Source organism: Paracoccaceae bacterium (assembly GCA_033344815.1).
In the GTDB taxonomy this organism is placed as follows: Bacteria; Pseudomonadota; Alphaproteobacteria; order Rhodobacterales; family Rhodobacteraceae; genus Roseobacter.
The window spans coordinates 937,693-959,978 of record JAWPMR010000001.1 but is presented as its reverse complement, the minus strand read 5'-3'; the positions used below and the strand labels follow the sequence as shown (position 1 = coordinate 959,978).

Sequence of the window (22,286 nt, the reverse complement as noted above, 5' to 3'; positions counted from 1 at the left end):
CCTTGGGTGCCGCTCTCTTCTACCACCTGACACGTCGTCCGATGGAGGAAACGCTTGCGATGTTGCTGGGCAAAGCACGGCAAGCGGACATGCGCGTAGTCGTGCGGGGCTCTGACCTTGCCCGGCTGGCATGGTTGGATGAAAAGCTCTGGCTGGGCGCGGATGACGGGTTTTTGCCGCATGGTCTGGCAGGCGGTGAGCAGGATGCATTGCAACCGATCCTGCTCACGCTTGCACACGAAGCCCCCAATGAAGCGAGCTGTTTGATGACCGTAGATGGCGCGGCGCTGAGTGCCCGGGACGTTGATGAAATGGCGCGTGTTTGCGTGTTGTTTGACGGCAATGATCCGCAAGCGCTTGAGGTAGCACGGAGACAGTGGAAAGAGCTCAAGGAAGCCGGTGTGTCGGCGCAGTATTGGTCCGAAGAGTCCGGGCGTTGGGCAAAGAAGGCGGAAACCTGAGCAATGGTGGCCTGAAAGCCCACCCTACGGGCAGGTTTATCGGGTCAGGGTCAGTTGGCCGCCGGAGATTTCGATTTTGCCCCAGCGCTGCAGATATGTCATGCCCAGCAGGCTCTGGGACATTTCGCCGCCATTGACCACGGCAGTGACATGACGGTCCGTCGCGGGACCAAGCTGCACGGTGTCAAGCCGCACTGGCGCTGTGCGCACTTCGCCATTTGCCGTCATGGCGCGCCCGACGAAATTGAGATCCTCCGGGTGCAATCCGGCCGCTGTGGCATCCGCCTGGGTCAGAACGATTTCGGTCGCGCCAGTGTCCACAACAAATTGTATCTGCGCGCCATTGACTTCGGCCGCGAGGTAGTAATGGCCATCCGGGCTGCGCGGAACAATGATCTTACCCTGCTCTGCAAAGACGGCTTGCTGTGGACGCACGGTCTGGCTGATGTCGTCCCAAAGCCCGTAAGCGGCAATTGCACCCAGAAAAATAAAGCCCCAAAGCGCAGCCTGCTGCAGGGTTTTATTCATCGATTGGCGGTTTTGCGTGAAAAACCAAGCGCAAACCATCGCACCCAGGAGGATCAGGTAAATCAGGCTGCCGGTATCATAGCTGTCCAAGGTCAGGTCCTCTTGTCGTTTACACCAACATAAGATGTTTGGTCGTGGTTTTCAGCCCATACCCGGCCCAAAACCAAAGGCGCTGAGACCGTCGAGAACAAATTGCACTGACAGAGCGGCCAGCAGCATACCCAAAAGTCGAGTGACCACGGTGATCCCTGTTTTTCCCAAGGCGCGTTCAATCAATCCGCTGGCCATGAAAAATCCGATCACGATGAGCATGACGCCGGCTGTGGCACCCAGCACCATAAGCGTGCCTTCGATACCAGGGCGTTGCCCCATCAACAAGATCACGGATGCGATGGATCCGGGCCCGGCAATCAGTGGAATCGCAAGCGGGAACACAGACGGGTCGTCATGGTCTTCCTCTTCGTTTCGATCTTCGCGCCGTTTGGTACGCCGTTCAAACAGCATGTCCAGCGCGGTCAGGAACAAAAGGACCCCGCCTGCGACCCGGAAGGCGGCCATGGAGATGCCAATGAAAGACAGCAAGGCCTCGCCGAAAGCCGCGAAAGCCAGCAAGATCAGGACGGCCGTGCCGGTCGCGCGCAGGGCGATACGCCGCCGCAGCGCTTTTGTCATACCCTGTGTCAGGGCCACAAAAAGCGGGGCCAGCCCTATCGGATCAATCACCACAAACATGGTGACAAAGGCTGTGATCAAAAAGGCGGTGTCTAGGGCCATCTAAGGCACCACGGGATTGAGTGCTGTTGGTAAATAGAACTCACGCAGGTTCATGACGCCTGTGCCTTTTCCAGTTTTTCCAGCGCGCTCATCCAAAGCCCTTCGGCGCGATCCAATGCGGTCATGACTTCGGCGTATTTCCGGTTCCAGACCTCCAACTCACCGACGTTGCTGTCTTCATAGAGCGCGGGGTCCGCCAGCTTTTTCGCCAGCTTGTCGCGCATCCCGTTCAACTTCTCAACGCGAGCTTCGGATTTGCGGGTTTCTGATTTCAGGGCCAAAATGTCCTCGCGGCTGGCGCGTTTGGCTTTGGGCGCCTCAACCGGCTTTTTGCTGGATTTACCCATCGGCTTGGCCGGGGTGAGCAGCATTTTGCGGTAAGCTTCAAGATCATCTTCATAGGGCTTCACTGTGCCATCGGACACCAGCCAAAGCCGGTCCGCAACCATGGACAGCAGATGCATGTCATGGCTGACCAGGATCACAGCACCGGAATAGGCGGTCAGCGCTTCCACGAGCGCCTCGCGGGATTCGATATCCAAGTGGTTGGTGGGCTCATCGAGGATCAGCAGATGCGGTGCGTGCAATGTGGCCAGCAAGAGCGACAGCCGTGCCTTTTGCCCGCCGGAAAGACGCCCGACTTCGGTTTCAGCCTGGTCCGGACCGAGTCCAAAACCAGCCATCTGCGCACGCAGCTTGGAATGCAACACCCCGGGGCGCGCAGAGATCATATGTTGCAAGGGCGTTTCGTTGATGTGTAATTCTTCCACCTGATGCTGGGCGAAAAACCCGATCCGCAGCTTGTTGGACTGCACGGATTTGCCGTTCATCAGAACCAGCCGGTTCGACAGCAGTTTCGAGAGCGTCGATTTTCCCTGGCCGTTCTTGCCCAGAAGGGCAATGCGGTCGTCCTGATCAATGCGCAGATTCAAACGGCTGAGCACGGGCGTGTCGGTATACCCAACCGCACCCGCTTCAATGGAAATGATCGGCGGCGACAGTTCTTCGGGTTCAGGAAAGGTAAAGACGCGCTTGGCCACCTGTTCGGGGCTGGCGATCATGTCCATTTTCTCGATCATTTTCAGGCGGGATTGCGCCTGTTTCGCCTTGGATGCCTTGGCTTTGAAACGATCGACGAAAGCCTGCATGTGGTCTTTGCGCGCTTGTTGTTTCTTGGCCATTGCCGCTTGTACGGCACGTTGTTCGGCACGCTGACGGGCGAATTGATCATAGGGGCCCTGATAAAAGGTCAGCTTGCGCTCGTCGAGGTGCAGGATGGCGCCGACTGCGCGGTTCAACAGGCCCCGATCATGGCTGATGATGATTACCGTGTGCGGATAGCGCGCCAGATATGCCTCAAGCCACAGTGCGCCCTCAAGGTCCAGATAGTTGGTCGGCTCATCGAGCAACAACAGATCGGGTTGCGCAAACAGGACGGCGGCCAGTGCCACCCGCATCCGCCACCCACCCGAAAAGTCAGAGCAGGGCATCTGCTGTTCCGCATCGTCAAACCCCAGGCCTTTGAGGATCGTCGCAGCGCGCGCTTCGGCCGACCATGCGTCAATATCGGCTAGCCGGGTCTGGATTTCGGAAATGCGCGCGGCGTCCGTGGCTGTTTCTGACTCCTGCATCAGGGCCGCACGTTCCGTATCGGCCTCAAGCACGGTCTCGATCAGGGAAGTGGCCGAGGAGGGCACCTCCTGCGCAACGCCGCCGATCTTTGCGCGACTGGGCAGTGACAATGCGCCGCCGTCCAGTCCCAACTCACCGCGGATGATCCGAAACAGCGTGGTTTTACCCGCTCCGTTACGCCCCACAAGCCCGACTTTGTGACCGTCGGGAATGACGGCACTGGCCCCTTCGAAAAGCGGGCGGCCTTCAACGGAATAACTAATATCTGAAATGCGTAACATGGCCGCTGCACTGAACCACGCTCGCTGTCATGTCAATGCATTGGCGGTTTTGCTTTCGAAATTCTGCTCGTCGTTCAAGTTTGAATTTCTTTGTGCGGAAGGTTGCGGTGTGCGGCGTGTATATTGGCTGCGCCCATGAGATTGATCACTCGTTACCTGCCAGCGGCTCAAGCTGATGCGTCAGATATCGCGACACATCCGATGATGGCACCTTTGGCCGGATAAAGCACGCGGCGTGCTGTTCCGGAATACATCACTGGTTGCAAAGCAGATCGGGCGACAAGGCTTGCCAATTTGACGTCATCCACTTTCGCTTAACGCTATTGCACAAAGGTCTTTCACCTTGCAGGGGGCCATGTTAGATGCGCCGCAAATTAACTTTTGCAGGAGACCTTTCATGGCCCTTGAGCGTACATTTTCGATCATTAAACCTGATGCGACCCGCCGTAATCTGACAGGCAAGATCAATGCGAAATTCGAAGAGGCCGGACTGCGAATTGTCGCACAAAAGCGCATTCACATGACCAAGGCACAGGCCGGTGTTTTTTATGCCGTGCATGCGGAACGCCCTTTTTATGATGAACTCTGCGAATTCATGGCCTCCGAGCCGGTCGTCGTTCAGGTTTTGCAAGGCGAAGGCGCGATTGCGAAGAACCGCGAGGTTATGGGCGCAACAAACCCTGCAGACGCAGCACCCGGCACGATCCGTGCGGAATTCGCTGAAAGCGTTGGGGAAAACTCAGTCCACGGGTCCGATGCGCCTGAAACGGCGGCCGAAGAAATCGCGTATTTCTTTTCGGGTATGGAGTTGGTTGGCTAAATCACCATAAACAATTTACGGAATCGAAGAGGGTCAGCGGAGCGCTGGCCCTTTTTGTTTTGGCGGATCTATGGTGTGTGGCGGACGCCAATGCGATCCATCATCGCTTCGAAAGCATCTTGCTCTGCGTCAAACGAACTACCTTTTATGGTATCAAATTTCACGCGCAGCGCTTTTTTCTCTTCACCTTTGCAATCGTTCCAGGGACGGTTCTGCAAGGCCATCACCAGCACGTAATACCCAATGAAATGTGGTTTGCTGCCGTTTTTCAGCAAGCGCGCATATGCGGCATCAGCGCCGAGATCGCGTAGGTCTTCGGCGGAATGGATCCCGGCGGCCGTGCAGGCGCTTTCAAACGCGGGCCCGAGATTGCGGATGGAAGAAACAGGTGTGACCATGCTGGTGAGAATAGGCACTCAGCCGACAAATTGTCACTCGTCAAAACCGATCAAAGGCTGGCGTAATCGGTAATGGGCGGCGGTGGCGGCGTGTCTTTGCTGCTCTTGGGTTCCGTCACCGGGACGGGTTTTGCAGTATTCTGGGTCATCATCACGATCCTCTACACATGGAACATAGGGTAAACATTAACCCTTAAGATGATGTTTATTTATGTTGCGCAAACGGTGACTATGCGGCCAAAATAGGGCGATTGGCCTCAATCCTTGGTAATCCGGTAGTGTGTCTCCTGTCGATACGCGCCATCGCGCGGTAACATGACCGAAGGGAAATGCGGATGGTTCGGTGCGTCCGGCCACCCTTGCGGTTCAAGCGCAATTCCGGCAAATGGCTGTATCCTCTGGCCGGGTAGGGCAGTCGGCCCATCCGTAGGCAGCCCGCTCCCGTTATAAACCTGCAATCCGGGTTCGGTAGAGGCGATATGAAGGGTGATCCCATCGCTGCCCTTTAGAACGGCGACGTCTTGTGGAACATCAGATGGGATTGACGAAATGCACAGGTTGGCATCCAGTGCTTGGTCAACCGGCACTGGACAGGCGGCGCGAAAATCATATTTGGATCGGGCGACGGGCATGATCTGACCCGTGGGGATCATCTGTTCATTTACCGGCAAAAAGTCTGTCGCGTTCACCTGTAAAAAATGTCCCGAAATGTCTTGCGAACAGTCCAGCGTCCAATAGGGGTGATGTGCCACGTTCATTGGCGTGTCACAGTCGCTGAGCGCCGTGATCGTAAGGCTTAGTGTATCAAGTTCTGTAAGCGCATAGGTCGCGCTTATCTTGCGTGTACCCGGCAGCCCATTGGCACAATCGGGCAACTCCAGGGTCAGGGTGACACTTGCGAGTGTTTGATCTGAGACATCCCAGATCAACTCATTGAGACCACCATCACCGCTGTGCAAGCAATTCGGATGCTCATTTCTTGGCATCTGAAAGGTTTTCCCGCCAATCCTGATCTGGCCACCCGACACACGATTGGCCACCGGGCCGACAAGCGCGCCTGCATAAAACGCAGCGGACTCAAATGCCAATTGGTCGGCAAATCCTAAGACGAGGCTGCGCGGATGTCCTTTGAGCCAAAGCCCTGCAAGCGTCGCGCCTCTTGGCAGGATGTGAGCAGTAAGGGCAGAAGATTGCAAAACGATCATCGGCTTTGGGCTCCGGCAACTTTGTTTCTGGCCTTGTGCCAGCTAAAGCCCGGGCCGCCAAGACTGCGGCGCAGGCGTCAGGGGGAGGATATGCTCAAGGGGTGCGTTTGATATTCTGGTTCGAGGTACACCTGTGTTGCTTCTGCGTGCCCTGTTCCCGCATTGAAGATGAAGCGTTTCAGCAATTCAGTCTGAAATTCGAATTCCTTTGCGCGTTCGGCAAATCCCGATGGCAAATGGTCGCGCGTTTCAATCTGCGCAAATTCCATTTCGCGGCACATGTTTAAGAGCGGTAAACAAATATCTGACAGGACGTTGATCGCCAAACGCTCCGCGTGATTGGAATAAGGCTCCTGAAAACCGATGTCCTGCTGGAACGCATTGTTCGCGGCGCCCATGAAATTCAGAACCCGGAAAATGGCATTTCGCACACCATTTTTCAGTTCCATGACCAGAAGATGTGCGCCTGAAAGAACAAGCCCGGGCAGTTCCACAAGAAACTCAGGCATCGCCAGAACCTGTGCGCCTTCCGGCATGCTTGCCAGGCACTTGCGCAGTGCATGCGCGAGTTTTGCAACCAAAATCGCTTCAATATCGCTTCTGTTCTGAAACGAAACGCGATTTCGAAACCCGCGTCCCAAAACTTCACAGGATCGCAAACTTATCGTTTTATCTTCTGCCAATGCAAGGTTCAGGGTCAAAACACGTTCGCTCATATCTGACGTCAAAGGCATTGTGTTAGTTAAGTTGACCATATCATCCATCCACACCTGAAAATCTGTTCCTCTAAGGTGCCCTAAAACTCCCTGACAATGGTAAATGCAGCGTACGGTGCCTGTTGCGTGTCCGGGTGTTTACTTTTAAAGGCAGCCTATCTTTTAGTTGAATCTGCTGTAAATAGGCTCATAGATTGCAACGTAAGGTTGCCAGATACATACTGTAGTTGTGAAAAATGGTCACGAATAACCTGTGACTGAACTAGCTGAGGGAGTGGGCTTGTGGATGGTGCGGACACCGCAGAATTAACTATTATAGGCATTGGATCCTCCGCTGGCGGGCTGGAAGCAATACGCGAATTGGTCGCGACTTTGCCGACGGATCTGCAGGTCACCTACGTTGTCGTGCAGCACATGTCCCCGCACCACAAAAGCCTGATGACAGAACTGGTGGCGCGTCAAACCAGCCTTGTCGTGCGTGATGTTGTGGATGGATGTACGCCGGAACCAAATGTCATTTACGTAACGCCGCCCAAAACAGACGTAGTGTATGATGGGGGCCGGTTGTGCCTGGTCGATCCCAGTCACGAAGTCGCCTCGCCAAAGCCGTCTGTTGATCGATTTCTGTCAAGCCTTGCCGATGTTCATGGCGAGAAATCCATGGCGATTATCCTGTCGGGCACAGGTACGGACGGCGCATATGGTGTGCAGGCGATCCGCGAAGCCGGTGGCATCACGATTGCGCAGGATACCGAAAGCGCGAAGTATGACGGGATGCCCATGGCAGCACTGCAAACGGGTTGCGTGGATCTGGTATTGCGGCCTTTCGAAATCGGCACACATCTGAAAAAAATCTTAACATCACCGCGGGATTTTGATGCGTTTCGTCAAGAGGCGACCGAGACCAGCCCGGCCTCGGATCTATTGCAAATACTCTTGGCACGCACCCGCGTCGATTTTCGTGACTACAAGCAAACAACAATCAACCGCCGCATTGAGCGGCGCATGATTGCCTTGGGCATCGATAGCCACGAGGAATATACACAATTCTGTCGGGTCAATCCGAACGCTGTGGACGCGCTGTTCAAGGATCTGCTGATCTCGGTGACCCGTTTTTTCCGGGACAAGAGCGAGTTCCAATCTTTGAAGGAACTGTTGCCCGCGCTTCTGGAAAAGAAGCCGAACACACCTTTCCGCGTATGGATTGCCGGGTGTGCAACCGGTGAAGAAGCTTATTCAATCGCAATTCTACTGTGCGAAGCGCTGGGCGGGGCCAAAGTCCAGCTGAAAGACCATGTTCAGATATTCGCGACAGATATCGACAAGGATGCTCTGGAGGTTGCGCGCAAGGGTGTTTACGGGATGGCCGCCCTGAACGATATTCCAAGGGATCTTTCTGATCGCTACTTCATCCAGCAAAACGACGGTATCCGGGTCATTGATTCCCTGCGATCTGCAATTTTGTTTTCAGATCACAATGTCTGTCAGGACCCGCCGTTTCAAAAGGTGGATCTGCTTTGCTGCCGCAATCTGCTGATCTATTTTGGCAATGCCTTGCAACACAAGGTCATGTCGCGCTTTCACTATGCGCTCACCGACAGCGCCCTGATGTTCCTGGGCACGGCGGAAACGGTGGCAGGTTCGGACGAATTGTTCATTCAAGACAGCCAATCTGCGCATATATATCGGCGCAGATCCATTCGCCGCTCAGAGCACACCCCCTTTGCCAACCAGCGCAATATGCCACAACCACGTAGGGTTCCTGCGCCAAAAAAGGCGTCGCCTGCAGAGGATTCCACAGATCGGCAAATGTTTGAGGCACTGGCGCTGGCTTTGGGCAAAAACTCCGTGCTGGTTACGGATGAATACTCCATCGTTCGTGTATACGGGAACGTCAGCCCCTACGTGGAAATGAACGAATCCAGCAATCTCAAGATGCACATCGACCTGCTGCGCCGACCGTTTCGCGAGGAGGCGCGCAGTCTGGTGACATTGGCGCTCAAAAACGCCGAACACCGTTCTGGCGTGCGGCATTTGCTGGCAGATGACGATGATGCGGAAATTCGCCTTGATGTTTTTCCGATCATTGCCCGTGATCTGAACGAGCGTGCGGCCCTTGTTGTCTTCAGCGAAGTGAAAGTGGATCGCGCGCGCGGATTGGAGAGATCGCAGGAGGCGGGTGAAGAGACCTTCGAAAGTGACCGCATTCGACTGTTGGAAGACGAGGTTGCCACAACACGCGAGGCCCTGCAGCAAACAATCGAGGAATTGGAAACCTCCAACGAGGAATTGCAATCACTCAACGAAGAGCTGCAATCCACCAATGAGGAGTTGCAGGCCACAAATGAAGAGCTGGAGACCTCAAACGAAGAGTTGCAATCCACCAATGAGGAACTCATCACCGTTAACGAGGAGTTGCAGGTCACAGCGGCAGAACTGAGCGGTCGCACCGGTGAATTGATGTCTGTTCTGGAGACGGCGCCCTTGGCGATAATGGTGCTCGATACGGCATTGCAGATTTCACAGGCCACCAACGCGGCGTCTGAAATGTTCAGCCTGTCGCGTCCGGTTTCAAATCCGCATGTCAGCCAGTGCGTCTTGCCGGAGAACTGCCCGGCGCTGGCGCCCATATGCAATGAAACCCTGAAGCTGGGTGAACCCATATCACGCGAATTCACTTCCAAAGGCGGGCGTTACAAGCTGACGTGCTCACCTTTCTTTGACACGCGCGGACAAATGAAGGGATCAACCATGGTCGTTTCCGAGTTCCCCGGCCTTGCTCAGGAGCTTGATCTGATCCTGGATCACGCCGAAATCTTTATGCTGAACCGTGCGACCGATGGAACCATTTTGCGGATCAGCCAGAAGTCAGCCAGTGTTCTGGGAACGACCCGTCAGCAAGCAGAGGGGCAGAATTTCTTCAAACTGGCAAACAAAATGACGGCAGATGCGGTAAAGGAACGCGACAATATGCTGATGGACAGCAAGTCTGGCCGCATTCGTCACGTAAATGCGGTCGTCTCTCATGGCGATGCCCATAAACAATGGATGAGTACCGAGAACTTCATTTTTGCCGACCCGTCCATGAGCACATCATCGATCTATTCCGTGGGTACGGACATCACCGACGTTGTCACAGCCCGTGATAAGGCGGAAGACGCGCTGAGCCAGCTTACTTTATTGCAAGATTTGGCAAAAGTTGGGTATTGGGCCGTGGATCTGGATACCAACGCGGTGCATTGGTCCTCGGAAGTGTATCGCATCCATGGCGAAGATCCGAGTGGGCCTCTCCCGGATCTGGCGAAAGGGCTGGATTACTACCATCCCGATGACCGTGATATCGTGGAGCAAAAGGTTTCAAAAGTCGCTCAAAACGGTGGTGATTTCCATTTCCGTGGTCGGATCATCAATCGACAGGGGGAAACCGTTAAGATTGAAACCTTTGGGTTGGCGCGTGCCGATGGGGATGGTGACATCAAGCGTATTGTGGGCGTTTTCCGCGCTATGCCGGACTAGGTGCCCGCGCAAATTTGTTTCTGACCGATTGACGTAGTTGCCGGGCGCTCTGGGCTTTCGCCTTGACGCTCAGAGGCCGTGGGCGCAACTATGTGTCAAAACCAAGCGGGAGAACGAAAATGAACTTCAAGACAACTGCCAGCACCTTTGCTTTGATGGCGTTTGCCGGGATGGCCAGCGCCAATTGCAACGAAGTCACTTTCTCTGACGTGGGCTGGACGGATATCACTGCAACAACTGCCGTTACCACCGTTATTCTGGATGCGTTGGGATATGAGACGGACATCAAGGTGTTGTCCGTACCTGTGACCTATACGTCCATGGCGCAAGGCGATGTTGATGTGTTTCTGGGCAACTGGATGCCCACGATGGAAGCGGATATCGCGCCCTATCGTGAGGCCGGCACTGTTGATACGGTGCGCGAAAATCTGACGGGCGCGAAATATACGCTGGCGGTCAACAAGGCTGCCAAGGACCTTGGCATCAAGGATTTTGCTGATATCGCGACCCATGCCGAAGCGCTGGATGAGCAGATCTACGGCATCGAACCCGGCAATGACGGCAACCGCTTGATTCAGTCGATGATTGACGCGGATGCCTTTGGTCTCAAGGAATTCGAGGTCAAGGAAAGTTCCGAGCAGGGGATGTTGGCGCAGGTCGAACGGCTGACGAAAAAGGACGAACCGATTGTGTTTCTGGGGTGGGAACCGCACCCGATGAATGCCAATTTTGACATGGGATACCTTACAGGGGGGGATGATTTCTTTGGCCCCAATCTGGGCGGTGCTTCGGTCTTTACGAACACCCGGAAGGGTTACTCCGCGGAATGCCCCAATGTAGGCACGCTGCTAAGCAACCTTGAATTTACGCTGGCCATGGAAAACGAAATCATGGGCGCGATCCTAAACGATGGCACGAACCCTGCCGAAGCCGCGGCCGTCTGGATCGAAAATAACCCGGACACGTTGAAAGCCTGGCTTGAGGGTGTGAAGGACGTTGAGGGCGATGATGATGCCTTTGAGGCCGCTTCCAAAGTCCTGCTGAATTAATCCGAGCATAGTGATCGCAGCCCCTTTAGACATCACGGGGCCGCATAACCGGGAAGGGGCGTCATGAACTGGCTGACGGAGAATAAGATACCCGTAGGCCAATGGGCCGCTGCATTCTTTGACTGGCTGCAATCAAACGGCGAGTGGTTTTTCGACGGGTTGGCTGTCTTCATGGAGGGGATGATTGACCTGATCCTCTGGGTGCTGCAAACGCCGCATCCCTTCGTGATCATTGCCGCTTTCGCCCTTGGCACATGGTTCATCCAGCGCAGTTGGAAAGTCTGCTTGTTCGTCGTTCTGGGCTTTTTGTTCATCCTCAACCAAGACTATTGGGAAGAGATGACCGAAAGCATCACGCTGGTGCTCTCGGCCTGTGTCGTCTGTATGGCGGTGGGCGTCCCGATTGGGATTGCAGCGGCGCATCGCCCCCGTCTGTTTCAGGCGATGCGACCGGTTCTGGATTTGATGCAGACTCTACCCACTTTCGTATATCTCATTCCGGCCATTGTGTTTTTTGGGATCGGCATGGTGCCGGGTCTGATCGCCACCGTGATCTTTGTTGTACCTGCGCCTATTCGGCTGACCCATCTTGGGATCAGTTCGACGCCGAAACCGTTACTGGAGGCTGCGGATGCTTTTGGGGCCACCTCGATGCAGAAGCTGTGGAAAGTTGAGTTGCCCTATGCCTTGCCCCAAATCATGGCCGGATTGAACCAGACGATTATGTTGTCGCTATCCATGGTGGTCATCGCGGCCCTCGTGGGCGCGGACGGTCTGGGTGTGCCGGTGGTCCGCGCATTGAACCAGGTCAATACAGCCCTTGGATTTGAAAGCGGATTTATCATCGTGGTGGTCGCCATCATGCTGGACCGGATGCTGCGGGTGGATCGCAAATGAGCAATGCCGTTGAATTTGACAATGTGTCGATTGTGTTTGGCGATGCACCTGCAAAAGCGTTGCCAGAAATGGACGCATTGAAGTCTCGCGCAGAAGTGCAGCAATCCACCGATCAGGTGCTGGGCGTGCACAATTGCTCGCTGGACGTGCCTGCCGGTGAGATCCTGGTTTTGATGGGTTTGTCAGGCTCGGGTAAGTCCACATTGTTGCGCGCGGTCAATGGGTTGAACCCGGTGGTGCGCGGCGCTGTGCGTGTGTTTGATGGCGATTGGTCTTGTGATGTGACCCATAGTTCGGCCAATGATTTGCGTCGCGTGCGCCGCGAATGCGTCTCAATGGTGTTTCAGCAATTTGGCCTGCTGCCTTGGCGTACAGTACGCGAAAACGTGGCTTTGGGTCTTGAACTTGCTGATGTCCCCAAGAAAGAGCGAAAAGCCCGTGCAGAGCGGCAACTTGAACTGGTCGGACTGTCAGATTGGGCGGATCGAAAAGTGGGCGAGTTGTCCGGCGGGATGCAGCAACGCGTCGGCTTGGCGCGGGCTTTTGCCACGGATGCGCCCATCTTGCTTATGGATGAGCCGTTTTCGGCGTTGGATCCACTGATCCGCACACGGCTGCAGGATGAATTGTTGGACCTGCAACGTGATCTGAAGCGCACCATCATTTTTGTGAGCCATGATTTGGATGAGGCCTTCAAATTGGGAGACCGCATTGCCATCATGGAAGGTGGTCGCATCGTGCAATGCGGCACCCCCCAAGAGATTTTTTCAAGTCCTGTGAATGACTACGTGGCTGATTTCGTGGCCCATATGAATCCGCTTGGCGTGCTGAACGCAAGCGACGTCATGGAGCCCGCGGATGATACGCCGGAGCAATCGGTTCCTGCGGATATGGGCGTTGAAAAGGTAATGCGAAAGCTGTTGCAGACCGACAAGCCTCTTGGTGTGGAGGAGGCGGGTGCGTTGGTTGGCCAGATTACCAAAAGCGGCGTTATCGCGCGCATACTGGACCCGCGCGACAAGCCATAACACGCTATTCCTGGACGGTTTGGAGCCACGCTACAAGGTCTGCCACAGGTTTGCTGGTCATGATGGGCTGACCCGTTTCCGCCGCAATCGCAACGTCCTGTCCTTCAAAAAACCAACCGTAGACCGGCATGTCACTGCCGTGACTGACCAAGGGGTCGCGCCCGTCAATGCGCTTGATCACGCGGTACATCGGAAATGTTCCGTCTGATTTTGCAGAGAGCTGCGTCAGGTTTGCGGGTTGAACCAGAAGTACAGGCGCCATCGGACCGTTTCCGTCGGCTTCTCGCCCATGACAGGCAGCGCAATGTAAATTGTACAATTTTTCGCCTTCTTCCAGTTCCTGCGCGCAAACTGAACTGCTCAGACCCAACAAAATGGCGGCAACGTAACGCATGTCCATCTCCTCTTTATTGATGATACCCAGCATAGCCCCTCCGGGGCGACATGCGCGTTGACCTGCATCAATAGCCTTTGACGGGAAACGATCCTGTCTCCTTTGAGTGGTGTCCCTATTCCTTGACGTTGGCCCAGGCAGAACCAAGAAACGTCATCAATGGCAAAATGCCTGTCTGGTTTCCCCGAGGCCGTAGTGGTTTGAGTGAATGGAGGCGGGAATGACCGCTTGGAACATATGCTGCCCACGGAAGTGGTGTGGTTTCTGCGGTCCCTCTCCTCGACGATTATGTAAGGAATTATCGCCAAAAGGGCGCTTACAAGAACAATTTGCCAAGAGAGTGTCTAAACGGCGCAGCCGTCATCGAAACTCGCCGTGGCTCATCTGTTGTTGCCGAAATTCTTTGGTAAATTGCGGCGCTCGTTTCCGCTTGCTTGAGAAGCACAAACCTCGTGTCACGAGTTGGGAACTTCTCCAAGTGTGCTGCAGAAAAGTTAACGCTTTGGCAGAAATCGCAGTGTGATGAATCCCGCTTCTCCCGATAATCCGTAAAAGTCTCCTTAATTACCTGCTCTTGATTTAACGGCACCTTCACTCCCATGAGCATAACGCTTCGTATGAGGAGCGACAGATGAGAATCCTAACGGCAGCAACAGAAATTCACGACTCCGTAGCCGCGGTCGCAGACTTGGCAGAGCGAATTGTGACCGGTCTAGATGGCCCGCCAGATTTTTTGCTCCTCGCGTATGGCGAAGGACACGATCCGCACTTACTCCGCTCTCAGTTCGCGGCGCATTTTCCGCAAACGGTGCTCTTGGGATCATCAACATGCCGCGGTGTGATGACCGGAGAAGGTCTTTTCGGGTTTAGGAAGCCGGTTTTGGGCGGGGCGGCTTTTGTGGATCCCGACGCCGCTTTTGGGACCGCAACACTGACCCTTGACGGCGACGTTCAAGCAGCCATCAAAAACGCTATCGAAACTGCACAGGCGGCAGCAGATCGCAGAGGTGAGGTGCCCGATATGGTTTGGCTGCACGCAAGCCCGGGTACAGAAGAGACAGTGATCTGTGGTGTTCAAGAATCGCTTGGAAGTAACGTGCTGATCTCTGGGGGGTCGTCAGCCGATGAAACTATCGGCGGAAAATGGTCGCAATTTAATACGGACGCAATTGCCGGTGATGCCGTGATTGCGCTGATTTATACGGACCTTCCGGTCACACATCATTTTCAGAACGGATATCTGCCGAGTAATTTTAAAGGTGAAATCACACGTGCAGAGGGCCGGGTCTTGCACGAAATTGGCGGCCGGCCTGCCGCAGAAGTCTACAATGAGTGGACCGGTGGCCGGATCACTGACGCGCTTGCGGACCGAAGCAAGAACATTCTGGGTGACAGCGCCTGGCACCCGCTGGGAAAGTCGATCGGGCGGGTCGGGCCGTCCCCGGAACTTATGGTGGACTGTTACTGTCTGCTGCATCCGGACTCGGTTGGACCGAACGGGGAGTTGCATTTGTTCGCGAATGTCTCGGAGGGAAGTCAGGTTGTTCTGATGAACAGTGGCCCACAGGAGCTGATCAAGCGATCTACCCAAGTGGTGCGCATTTCGATGGAAATGATGCAGGAAGAAGCGCCGATTGCAGGTGGGTTGATGGTATTCTGTGCCGGATGCATGCTGGCCCTGGGCGATGATATCGCTCTGGCGGCTGAGGCAATCGGCGAGGCTTACTCCAACGTGCCTTTTCTGGGCGTGTTCACTTTTGGCGAACAAGGAAGCTTCCTGAACGGCGATCGCTTACATGGGAACCTCATGATTTCATCCTCGCTCTTTGCTGGCGATGCTGAGGTGCCGTAGAATGCAATTTGATCAGGAGGTATTACAACAGGCGTTGTTGGAAGTTGATCATCTGCGCCAGCTTGAGGCCCGATCCCGGAAGAATGCGGAGTCTCTGCTTGAGGGTTTGCAACGCCTGTCTAGTGCACATTCGCAAAAAGACAGTATCCTGTCCATCCTCTCGGTTCTGAGTTCTATTGTCGATCTCGATGCGGCTTCGGTCTTGTGCGAAGTGGAACCCGGCAAAGTTGTCTCTTTGGCAGAGACAGACGCCAAGTTGAAAGTTCAAGATGGTCGGAGGTCAAGCGCATTGACGCGTGCGTTCAAAGGCAAACCCGTCGTACTGTCAAATGCAACAAGTAGCGATTGGTCAGAAGGCCTGAACAGCGCGGTTTATGGATCTTATGACTCCGTTGCTATGGTGCCGGTCAGCCCGGTCGATGTCCCCACGGCTATCATTTGCCTCCAGAAAGAGGGAGCGAAATACGCGAAGACGGACTACGAACGGCTGAAGCATTTCATTCCACTTGCAGCGCATGCCATCCGCCATTCCTTCAAACTTGCCGAACTGCGCAGGGTCGTCGCGGAATTGGACAAGGCCCGTTCACTTGCGGAAAAGAGTGCCAGAACGGATCCCCTGACTGGCTTGGCAAATCGGATGCATCTTGAAGAATACATCAAATGTCGTCTTAACGAGAAAATCCAGATCTGTTTCGCTCTGATCGATCTGAATGGCTTTAAGCCGATCAACGACAATTTCGGTCATCACGCCGGTGACGCCGTCTTGATCGAAATTGGTAATAGGCTCACCAGGTTGATAGGCGGCGATGGGCTTGTCGCGCGGATCGGTGGCGATGAATTCGGCGTGGTGAGTATCAAAGTCAAGGCTCAGGAGCAAAAAGAAGAGCTTGGACGCAAGCTTTGCAAAGTTTTTGAGAACCCGATTGTTTTTGGCGAAAACCTGTTTGAAGTCGGGGCTAGCGTCGGTATTTCGCATTCGAGTGAAATTGATACCTCTACCGAGAGTGTTCTGTTGTCTGCAGACTCCGCGATGTATTCGGTAAAGGCAAAAGGGGTGACTGATTTTGCGATTGCCGATCCTCTCTCCAAATCCGACCGCAAGGCGATAATCAATCCACAGGCCCTTGCAAATGCCTTTGAGGCGCATGAAATTGTTCCATTTTTCCAGCCACAATATGATGTAGTAGCCAACGATGTCGTTGGCCTTGAAGTTCTTGCAAGGTGGCAACATCCAACCCAGGGCATGATCCCTCCGGCGGATTTCATTCCAGAAATAGAACGCGGCGGTCTTGCCAGTCGATTTACATGCTTCATGCTGCGTGGTGCTTTGCAGCATTGCTCGGAGTGGATGGAGTCCGGTGTCCCCGTGCCCCACATTTCGATAAACATTGCCGAAGCTAATCTATCATCATATTCCGCTGTGGAAGCCTTGTTGGATGTTCTCTTTGAATTCCCGCACATGAGTGGAAGAGTCATTTTCGAATTGACGGAACGCGTTTTTTTAAACCGTTCCTCCGACAAAGTCGCCGAGATGTTGAACGCGATTGTGGACTCCGGTGTCAGAGTTTCACTGGACGATTTTGGTACTGGATTTGCAACTTTGGCCAATCTTTCTCAGTTTCCATTTCATGAACTGAAAATTGATCGGCAGTTTATAGAGGGTATCGGGAACGATTCACGAAAAGAGGCGATTGTAGAAGCCATGGTTTTAATCGCTAAGGCCCATGATGCGCACGTCGTGGCGGAAGGTATCGAGTTCCGTTTGCAATATGACTTTTTGCGCCGCATTGGCTGCGACATCGCGCAGGGGTTCCTGTTGGGAAAACCAGCAGATTCAAAACGAACGCTTGAACTATTGACGTGCAGGAAAATGCTGCGCCAGCACACGACCAGATAGTTACTTCGTAACAGTAACGACCCCGGGCCGGCAACGATTGCCGGGTGGAAACCGATCTGTCAATCGTTCGAAGTGCATTGGGAAACGGCTTTGACAGAGCGCGCGACGTAACTGCCACGGCGCAAAATAATCAGTAATCAGATCGTGATGTAGCTGCCGATCATGATGTCCAAAGGTCGCTGGTATACCGCATTTGTCTGTGCGGATGCGCCGGATGGAAGAATCCCATTCACAGGGTTTACAAACCGGAAGTGCTCGGAAAACGGCGCCGTTTGTTACTTTTAGACAAAAAACAGAACTTTGGAGTTAACAATCTTCAATGTGCTTACAGATTCTCGAAAACCCGGGCAATCGAGCAGTGTACGCCCAAAGTCTCGCACCACGTGAAGGGGCGTCGGTGAGCCCGAAGCCAGTAATGCCATTGGAGTCGATCCGGTTCGATGCTCAAAAAAGTGTCCTGTGCATCAACAAACGGGAACGAACAGCGGTAATTGTTCTGGTGTTCAGGGAGTAGGAAATTTTCCTCCTCCTATTTACAAACTAGCGACTGTCTTCAACGCGTCCCGCGCCGGATCGAGAATTCGCGTGAAAAACCATGCCAGCATGCACTGTCGGAGTAAAAAACACAGGCAAAGAGATCTGCAATTTGAGTGGTACTCATCAGAAAACCTCCTTTATCACGGCGGGCTAACGGCGGATGAACAAGCTGTTGGTGCCTGAACAGACGGATTGGCCCTCGACCTTACTATCAACGCGCTGTTTCCGGGCCCAAACTAAGTTTTAAATTGCAAAGCAGAAGCTCCCGGCTTTGACAGACATGCATTAGTTCTGCCAATGTAATTATCTGGAATGCATGCAACTGTTCCTTGAACCTCGTCGTGATCAAATCATGTTGAAAATCGGGCTTTCCATGGTGTCGGTAAGAAGGCGCTCCGATCCAGTTGGTGCATTTCGTGATTTCGAAACTGCAAGCATCCCAACTAAGCGAGACCTGTAGCGGGATAGTACTCCCCTGCGATGGAATACTGATAAAATGCCATTTGCAATGACTGTTTGCTTCTGAATAAATGCAAATCGCTGTTAGATCCGTCCTATCGTTCTCAAGCATCATGAACTCTTGGTACGGCTTCAAAAAGCAGTGACATTGGGTTTGAATTCCAATCACGTTGAGCAGAGCGAAATTAGTAAGGCGAAGATAGACAGGCGTTTTTGAACGGCGACGTAACCATCTGATGCGCGTTGACTGTCATGTAGCGTTGATTGGTGGGCGTGCGCCGCCGACGGGTCAAATAAGCTTGAAAATACTTTATTGGTGTTGTTTTCGGCTCATTCGATGTCACAAGCAGAAGCCGCGCGAACTGAAGAAAAACGACACGTTTTGGATGTCAAAATCAACACTTGAGGACGTTTGACCAGTTGAGACAGTCGAATTCCGTAAAATCCTTGTAGAGGATTTGTTCATTTCCAAGGTGGACAACCCTTAGCGGATCGTTTGTTCGAACTGGAGACCGGCAGTTCACTTTTTTGACACCGATCAGATGTGGGCGCCAGCAAACCTGTTGCCAGAATGCTCGGTGAAGTGGTTTCTGGCAACAAACAACTTCGCAAGATATCCGAGAACTGACTGATCGTAGTCTGAGAAACAACCTGCCATAAGACCTCGAACAAATGCGTATGGTTTCTAGGAGTACGTGAGCTAAACGCGGCACAACATCTTTGAAACTGTGCATTTATACAAATGACTTTTTGAACCCCGATGCAGAATTAAGTTCGGATATCAAAAAAGAAAACAGGTTTCGAGCAAGGTCTTTGGACGGCGCACTTAAATCTGTTGCGTTTCTTTCTTCTGTTACACTCCAACGCTTCATTTTCTTCGGCCTTAATCAGCAATTTTTCTTTCCTCGAAAGCAGCCGTGCATCAATATTTTCTTATCACCTGCTAGTGTATTTCAGTCCTGCAAATCAGTGCAACAACTCGTTAGTCTTCTGAGTTTTGAGAATTGATTTGCCGCGGTGGCTGGTGCCAACAGCCATTGCATACCTGGTGTTCAGTGCTTCAGTTGCCCCGAACGCGTGCGCGGATTTGAGGTGATGATGTCAATCGAGGCTCTGAAATCGAGCTGTTTGGATCGCAGCGGCGACGCTGTGGTGATTGGCCTTCTAACTGATGGTGCAACCGAGACGCGCGTCGTTTATGTCAACGACGCCTTTGCCAGTCTGTCCGGTCGAGTTGTTGATACAATAAGCGGACAAAGCATGGGTTCTTTTCTTGAGGGAGAGATGGATTTCGATCTGAATGCGGCCGGCATTGGCGATGTTTGCGAGGGTCCAGAGCAAATTCAGAACGACATGTTTGTCATCCGATCAGACGGTACTAGAATACCGGTTGAGGTTTCTCTGCAAGTACAAAGCGGGCTGGTGGACGATGAATCCTACGTCTGCGCAATGATAAAACGCTGTCACACAGCGTCCTTGACACCCTCTGAACGGCTCGAATTGCAAGATACCGATTTGCCCAAACTAAAGCGCGAACGCGATGATGCCCTCCGCAACAGTGCGCGAATGACCTCTGCTCTCAATGCGTATCCGGATCCGTTTGTTATTTACGACGAAAATCTCAGGTTGGTAAACTGGAATGCGGCTTATGCCGCCTCCATGACAGACACGCCTTCTGATCTGAAGTGCGGGATGTTGTTGGGGGAGGTTCTGTCGGTTGCAGTTGAGAATGGACGCCACCCTGAAGCCCATGGCCGAGAAAGGGACTGGATCGAAAGCATCCTGTCGCAAAATACGCTGGAACGAAACACTCAGGATGTTGAACTCAAGGATGACATTCACCACCGCTTGTTTCGCTATCGTTCGCGCCATGGCGACTATGTCGTTATTCGGCTCAACTCAACAGAACTCGTCCGGCAAAAACGTGCGGCGGAAGATGCACAGGCCCGATTGATTGCCGCGCTCAATGCCTATCCATACCCCTTTGTAATTTATGATTCAGAGGATTGTATTGTGGTCTGGAATGACGCGTATCGCGCCTCCATGTCCGACGGCTCTGAGGCGATAGAAGTCGGCATGCACCGAACCGAGGTGGCTCGCATTGCCATACGCGCTGGTAAATTCGCCGATGCAGCAGGACGGGAAGAAGAATGGATGTCGGACGCGCATCAGGAAATGAGCTTAATCCAGCCTGTCCAGGATTTGGAACTAGCTGGGGACATCCACCACCGGCTTTTAAGATCGAGAGTGGCGAACGGTGATCTGGTAATCGTCAGACTTGATACAACGGAGCTTGTACGACAGCGCCGCGCGGTTGAAAAATATGCCCAAAAACTGGAATTGGCGAACCAGGAAATTTACCTTCAAGCAACGCACGATGATCTCACCGGTCTGGGTAACAGGCGGTTGCTCAACCGAAAATTCAGAGAATTCGAAGAGCGGCGCAAAAAAGAGGGCGGCGAGATCGCAGCTCTCCACATCGATCTGGATCGTTTCAAGCAGATAAACGACACTATGGGACATGCCGCCGGGGACAAAGTGCTTTTGGACGTCTCCACGCGCATTCGGGATCGTGTCATGTCCGACGAAGTTGTCAGCCGCATCGGGGGCGACGAGTTTGTCGTTTTAATTTACGTGACTACAGGACGCGAGCGTCCACAAACGTTGGCACGGCAATTGCTCGCAGATCTGGCAAGACCAACTGATTTTGAGGGCAAAGAGTGTCGGTTTGGGGTCTCGATTGGCATAGCCACCACGCCGGTCACCGGAGTTGATGATCTCCTGACCAACTCTGACATTGCACTTTACAAAGCCAAGAGTTCGGGGCGCGGGCGCCTGGCTGTCTTTGATCGCAACGATCTGGAGCGAGCGCGTCTTCACAAAGCGCTTGCTGACGACGTATTGCGAGGAATTGAGCAAAATGAATTTGTGCCGTTTTACCAGCCTCAGATTGATGTGGAAACCGGAATGGTTGTGGGAATGGAAGTTCTGGCGCGTTGGAACCACCCACTGCGAGGCATCCTCGCGCCCGCGGTGTTTTTGCCTGTAGCAACCGATCTCGATGTCGTGGCTGATATCGACAAAGTGATCTTCGAAAATGCAATCAAAGATTGCACAAACGCTTTTGCCGGACTGGAAAACTTGCCCTCGTTGTCCTTCAATGTGAGCGCCGTCCGGGTGAATGATCATGAGATCGGCGACATTAAGAAACATGTCCAAACCTACCCTGGCGCGATTACTTTTGAACTGTTGGAAACGATTTTTCTGGAAGAGGAAGACCAAGCGTTTTTCTGGAAACTTGACCAATTCCGCGACTTGGGGCTCTCCATTGAAATTGATGATTTCGGGAGTGGTCGCGCATCTGTCGTGGCGCTGCAACGCATTGGTCCGGATAGGTTGAAAATTGATCGCCGTCTTGTCGCCCCGATCACCGAAAGTGAAGGTGGGCTTCGCCTGCTGCAGTCTATTGTTGAAATCGGCCACGCGTTGCAAATGGGCGTGACTGCCGAAGGCGTCGAGACGCAAGAACAAGCCAGGCTGTTGGCAGACGTCGGATGTGATCGGCTGCAAGGATATTACTTTTCAAGCCCTATGACGTTAACAGGTGCGGTTACCTATCTGAACGCGCACAATCCTGAAAACCAAGCATTAAAAATGGACCATGGCATCAAAGTGGAAAAGTTCGGCAAGCGCGCTGGTATTCGCAAAAATGGACAGATGTCGCGCTTTAATGAGCCATGAAATGAAGCATTTTTCGATAGATGATTCTTTTGAAAGTATGTGCCAAATCGTTTGGGCAGGTCCATTTTTTGCGTCGGCGGACGATTTCTTTTCAAAGACAT

General features: G+C 53.4%; 16 protein-coding genes. 9 read left to right on the top strand and 7 right to left on the bottom strand.

The window, feature by feature from the left end; genetic code table 11:
- Nucleotides 1-2 precede the first annotated feature (2 nt).
- Nucleotides 3-461 (top strand): DNA polymerase III subunit chi, encoded by a 459-nt coding sequence (locus R8G34_04425; GenBank protein ID MDW3222121.1) that lies wholly within the window; start codon nt 3-5, stop codon nt 459-461.
- A gap of 36 nt (nt 462-497) precedes the next feature.
- Here R8G34_04425 and R8G34_04420 read toward each other — a convergent pair whose 3' ends face one another.
- Genes R8G34_04420 through R8G34_04410 form a run of 3 tightly spaced genes read right to left on the bottom strand, consistent with a single transcriptional unit; the run spans nt 498 to nt 3,676 of the window.
- Nucleotides 498-1,079, bottom strand: coding sequence for a TIGR02281 family clan AA aspartic protease (locus R8G34_04420; GenBank protein ID MDW3222120.1), 582 nt, complete (start codon nt 1,077-1,079; stop codon nt 498-500).
- Nucleotides 1,080-1,130: 51 nt separating this feature from the next.
- Nucleotides 1,131-1,763, bottom strand: coding sequence for a MarC family protein (locus R8G34_04415; protein MDW3222119.1), 633 nt, complete (start codon nt 1,761-1,763; stop codon nt 1,131-1,133).
- A 50-nt stretch (nt 1,764-1,813) separates the two neighbouring features.
- Nucleotides 1,814-3,676, bottom strand: coding sequence for an ABC-F family ATP-binding cassette domain-containing protein (locus R8G34_04410; protein MDW3222118.1), 1,863 nt, complete (start codon nt 3,674-3,676; stop codon nt 1,814-1,816).
- Between the two features lie 397 nt (nt 3,677-4,073).
- Here R8G34_04410 and ndk point away from each other — a divergent pair, with 397 nt between their 5' ends.
- Nucleotides 4,074-4,496, top strand: coding sequence for a nucleoside-diphosphate kinase (gene ndk / locus R8G34_04405; protein MDW3222117.1), 423 nt, complete (start codon nt 4,074-4,076; stop codon nt 4,494-4,496).
- A 68-nt stretch (nt 4,497-4,564) separates the two neighbouring features.
- Here the strand turns inward: ndk and R8G34_04400 are convergent, their stop codons facing one another.
- The 3 genes from R8G34_04400 to R8G34_04390 all read right to left on the bottom strand — a co-directional run bounded on the left by R8G34_04400 (nt 4,565) and on the right by R8G34_04390 (nt 6,815).
- Nucleotides 4,565-4,894 (bottom strand): TfoX/Sxy family protein, encoded by a 330-nt coding sequence (locus R8G34_04400; GenBank protein MDW3222116.1) that lies wholly within the window; start codon nt 4,892-4,894, stop codon nt 4,565-4,567.
- 257 nt (nt 4,895-5,151) lie between these two features.
- Nucleotides 5,152-6,099, bottom strand: coding sequence for an aldose epimerase family protein (locus tag R8G34_04395; protein MDW3222115.1), 948 nt, complete (start codon nt 6,097-6,099; stop codon nt 5,152-5,154).
- 77 nt (nt 6,100-6,176) lie between these two features.
- A complete protein-coding gene (locus R8G34_04390; protein ID MDW3222114.1) occupies nt 6,177-6,815 on the bottom strand; it encodes a hypothetical protein in 639 nt (212 codons plus the stop codon).
- Nucleotides 6,816-7,097: 282 nt separating this feature from the next.
- On the opposite strand from R8G34_04390, the gene R8G34_04385 reads away from it, so the two are divergent.
- The 4 genes from R8G34_04385 to choV all read left to right on the top strand — a co-directional run bounded on the left by R8G34_04385 (nt 7,098) and on the right by choV (nt 13,305).
- Nucleotides 7,098-10,331: a chemotaxis protein CheB gene (locus R8G34_04385; GenBank protein ID MDW3222113.1), complete on the top strand. Its 3,234-nt coding sequence runs from the start codon at nt 7,098-7,100 to the stop codon at nt 10,329-10,331.
- Nucleotides 10,332-10,450: 119 nt separating this feature from the next.
- Nucleotides 10,451-11,380 carry a choline ABC transporter substrate-binding protein gene (choX, locus tag R8G34_04380; GenBank protein MDW3222112.1) on the top strand — a complete coding sequence of 310 codons (930 nt, stop codon included), beginning with the start codon at nt 10,451-10,453 and terminating at the stop codon, nt 11,378-11,380.
- 63 nt (nt 11,381-11,443) lie between these two features.
- Nucleotides 11,444-12,277 (top strand): choline ABC transporter permease subunit, encoded by an 834-nt coding sequence (choW, locus tag R8G34_04375; protein ID MDW3222111.1) that lies wholly within the window; start codon nt 11,444-11,446, stop codon nt 12,275-12,277.
- A complete protein-coding gene (choV, locus tag R8G34_04370; protein MDW3222110.1) occupies nt 12,274-13,305 on the top strand; it encodes a choline ABC transporter ATP-binding protein in 1,032 nt (343 codons plus the stop codon). Before choW ends, choV begins: the two co-directional genes overlap by 4 nt.
- A 4-nt stretch (nt 13,306-13,309) precedes the next feature.
- Here choV and R8G34_04365 read toward each other — a convergent pair whose 3' ends face one another.
- Entirely contained in the window at nt 13,310-13,699 is a 390-nt protein-coding gene (locus R8G34_04365) for a cytochrome c (protein MDW3222109.1), read from the bottom strand.
- A 631-nt stretch (nt 13,700-14,330) separates the two neighbouring features.
- Here R8G34_04365 and R8G34_04360 point away from each other — a divergent pair.
- The 3 genes from R8G34_04360 (at nt 14,331) to R8G34_04350 (ending at nt 22,185) form a co-directional block, all read left to right on the top strand.
- Nucleotides 14,331-15,551, top strand: coding sequence for an FIST N-terminal domain-containing protein (locus R8G34_04360; GenBank protein MDW3222108.1), 1,221 nt, complete (start codon nt 14,331-14,333; stop codon nt 15,549-15,551).
- A 397-nt stretch (nt 15,552-15,948) separates the two neighbouring features.
- Nucleotides 15,949-17,448, top strand: a complete 1,500-nt coding sequence (locus tag R8G34_04355; protein MDW3222107.1) for a bifunctional diguanylate cyclase/phosphodiesterase — start codon at nt 15,949-15,951, stop codon at nt 17,446-17,448.
- 2,094 nt (nt 17,449-19,542) lie between these two features.
- Nucleotides 19,543-22,185: an EAL domain-containing protein gene (locus R8G34_04350; GenBank protein ID MDW3222106.1), complete on the top strand. Its 2,643-nt coding sequence runs from the start codon at nt 19,543-19,545 to the stop codon at nt 22,183-22,185.
- The last annotated feature ends 101 nt before the right edge of the window (nt 22,186-22,286 follow it).